The 3,206-nt window shown below is 45.4% G+C and carries 1 protein-coding gene; it reads right to left on the reverse strand.

Annotated elements, in window-relative coordinates; translation table 11 throughout:
* Nucleotides 1-40: 40 nt before the first annotated feature.
* Nucleotides 41-3,206: family 20 glycosylhydrolase (locus ACLOR3_RS08510; RefSeq protein ID WP_412037142.1), on the reverse strand; the 3,166-nt coding region annotated here is incomplete at its 5' end.

Raw genomic sequence — 3,206 nt, forward strand, 5'->3', positions numbered from 1 at the left:
GTCTGGAAAATAGAAAGACTTAGTTCAATCGGGGGGCTGATTAGTCTTCTTTCCGTCCTTTGATACTCATCCCAGTTGCTCCTAAGATCGCTCCAAGCAAGGCCAAACCTAGGACAGATTCTTGTCCAGTCTCAGGAAGCTGATGACTAGACGGTGTTTGATCTTGCATCGGTGTTAGCTTAGCCTCTTCTACTGTTTTTTGTTCTGAAGCGACTGGAGCTGGTTGAGCGTTCACAAGTGGCTTCACTTCAGGAGTTACTGGTCTTACTTGATGATGACCTCCTTGATCAACTTGAGGTAAGTCTGGTTGAGGACTTGGTCGATCCTGTATACCTGGAGTCGGAGTGATTACTTCTGCCTCCTTGGTTCCCACTTCCACAATCTCAGCAACAGCTTCTTTCGATACTTCTGTCCCTAGCACTTGGCGACTTTCATCAAGGGCAGAGACCGCAACAAATTCACGTTGCTGGCCTTTGACACCTGTTTGAACCACTTTTCGTTCACCCTTGGCTAGTTCTGGATTGGTCCGTTCGACAACTTCAAAATCTAGTTCTTTTTCAATGACTTCCAAGCTTGGTTTGTCTTCTACCAAGGCTCTGACATCATTTTCTGCTTGGCTTCCCACTTGGGTGATTGGTTTCAATTGACTGAGAGCTTGAGTTACCTGTTCAACCTGCTCTGCCACTTTTTCTTGATGAGCACGACTGATCTTCCAATTTAACTGATCTAGCACCGTTGCAAGAGCTGAACGAGATTCCTCAGTGTAGATGGAAAGATCGGTTGGAACATTGGCAAGAGCCACACGAAGGGCTGTATAGTCAGCTTTGAAGTAGTCCTTATTGTGGTTGGCAAATGCTTCCATGACCTGGAAGACTTCTTCTTCCTTGTATTCATTAGCTGGTTCATCTGCCCAAATTCCCAACATACTTCCGGACACTGGTAATTTCACATCAGGGTATTTGGTTGAAGCTAATTGTTCAAATGGAACGGTTTCTGAATGTTGAAGAGCTTTATCGAGTGGATAGCTTTGATCTCCTCTGTGGCCCAAAACATAGTACCAGTCCCCGTTTGTATTGAGGAATTTGTAGCCCTTGTCTGCTAGGTACTGTGGTGATGCGAGGTTATAGCCCCACCATCCTTTAGACCAGTAAGAAATCAAGACGTCCTTGTCAAAGGAAACATCATCTTCGTCTCCATAGTAGAAGCCATCGTTAAAGGCCATTGGTTGCAAGCCTTTTTCACGGGCCATGGCTGCCAGACTATTGGAATAGTCCGCAAATTTACCATAAAGCTCATACCATTTGAGGTAGTACCAGCCTTGGGCATTGGTAGCATCATTGGCGTATTCGTCTGTTCCGTAGTTAAAGATCTTAGACTTGCCTTTGAAATAATCCATGTACTTGCCAATGAGGGCCTTGGTGAAATTGACTGCTTTTTCGTTGGTCAGATCCATGGTTGTCTTGGAAACCGTATCAAAGGTCGCTTGCGGATGTTCGATACCTAGTTTTTCCATCGCTACCAAGATAGCATCCATATGACCTGGACTATTGACTGCTGGGATCAAGCCAATTCCTTTAGAAGTCGCATAAGCTAACAATTCGTCCATTTCTGCTTGGGTCAAGGCTTGACCATTTGGATCGTCATAGTAGGCCTTGGTTCCTTCGAGAAGGGCCTGTTTCACGTCATCGCTGGCATAAGTCTTGCCATTGGCTTCCACCGTCATATCATCGAGGACGAAGCGCATGCCATCGTTTCCGACAAGGAGGTGCAAGTCAGAGTAGCCTAGCTCACTGGCCTTGTCCACGATTCGTTTCAGCTGATCCAATGAGAAGTATTTGCGTCCTGCGTCAATGGAAATCACCTTGCTCTTAGCTAGTTTTTCAGCAGCTTCCTTGTCTGCCAACTCTTTGGCATAGCTTTCTGTATAGACTAAGGACTCTTGAGCGGCTTTGAGAGAAGCAATTAGTTCCTTAGCTTCTGCTCGAGTCGTCTCTGCTCCTACTCCTTCCAGCGCCTTTTTTGCTGCTGTAAAGGCTACTAGGGATTCCGGTGTGTAGTGGTCCAAATCAGTTGGAGCTTCCGCCAGAGCTTTTTCAACGACTTCAGGATCTGCTACAAAGTAGTCCGCATTCTTATCCGCAAAAGCGTGCATGAGCTTGAAGAGTAGCTCTTTTTTGTAGGTTGCAGATGGTGTATCTGCCCAGGCAGCTACCATCCCACCGATAAATGGAACCTTAGCCCCATCATTTTTTTGAACAACATCAATCGCTGACTTGGAAATCCCTTCGAGTCCTTGATCCAGATTATACCAACCAGATCCAGCCTTGTCCCGGCCGAGGACATAATACCAAGCATCATTGGTGTTAAGAATTTGATGGCCTAGTTCAGATAGGAATTTTGACGAAGCCACATCATAGCCGTTCCATCCACCTGTCCAGTAGGATACAATGATATCCTTATCAAAGGTTCCGTAGGAGGTATCGCCATTGTAGTAGATACCGTCGTTGAAGGCCATTGGTTTCATCTTGTGTTTTTTCACAATAGCCGCTAGATCATTGGCATATTGGATGAATTTTTCGTAGCCTTTATCTGGATAGCCTTCATCTGGCCAATGCTTGCTAGCTTGAAGGACCTGCCAACCATGGGCATCTGTTGCATCATTGGCATATTCGTCCAAGCCGATGTTAAAGATTTCTGTCTTGCCACTGAAATAAGCCGCATACTTGTCCACCAAGGCTTTAGTGAAATCTAGAGCTTTTTGGTTGTCTAAATCGACAGTCCGTTCTGACTTTTTCGTACCAAAGTAATTAAAGTGAGGGTTTTCGATTCCCAATTGCTCCATAGCTGTCAAAATCGCATCCATGTGCCCTGGGCTATTAATCGTTGGAATGACCCCTATTTTCTTGGATTTGGCATAAGCCAAAATCTCATCCATTTGAGCCTGAGTCAAGGCTGTTCCATTTGGATCATCATAGTAGGCTTTGGTTCCTTTTTCTACAGCCTCTTTGACCGCTTGACTTGAGTAGGACGAGTCTCCTACTTGCAAGGACATGTCATCAAGGACAAAGCGCAAGCCGTCATTTCCCACTAAGAGATGCAAATCGGTATAACCTATCTTGCTGGCTTCATCAATGATTTCCTTGATTTGATCAGGCGAGAAGTATTTGCGTCCCGCATCAATAGAGATGACCTTTTTCTTGGCCAAT

Source organism: Streptococcus intestinihominis (assembly GCF_046824975.1).
In the GTDB taxonomy this organism is placed as follows: domain Bacteria; phylum Bacillota; class Bacilli; order Lactobacillales; family Streptococcaceae; genus Streptococcus.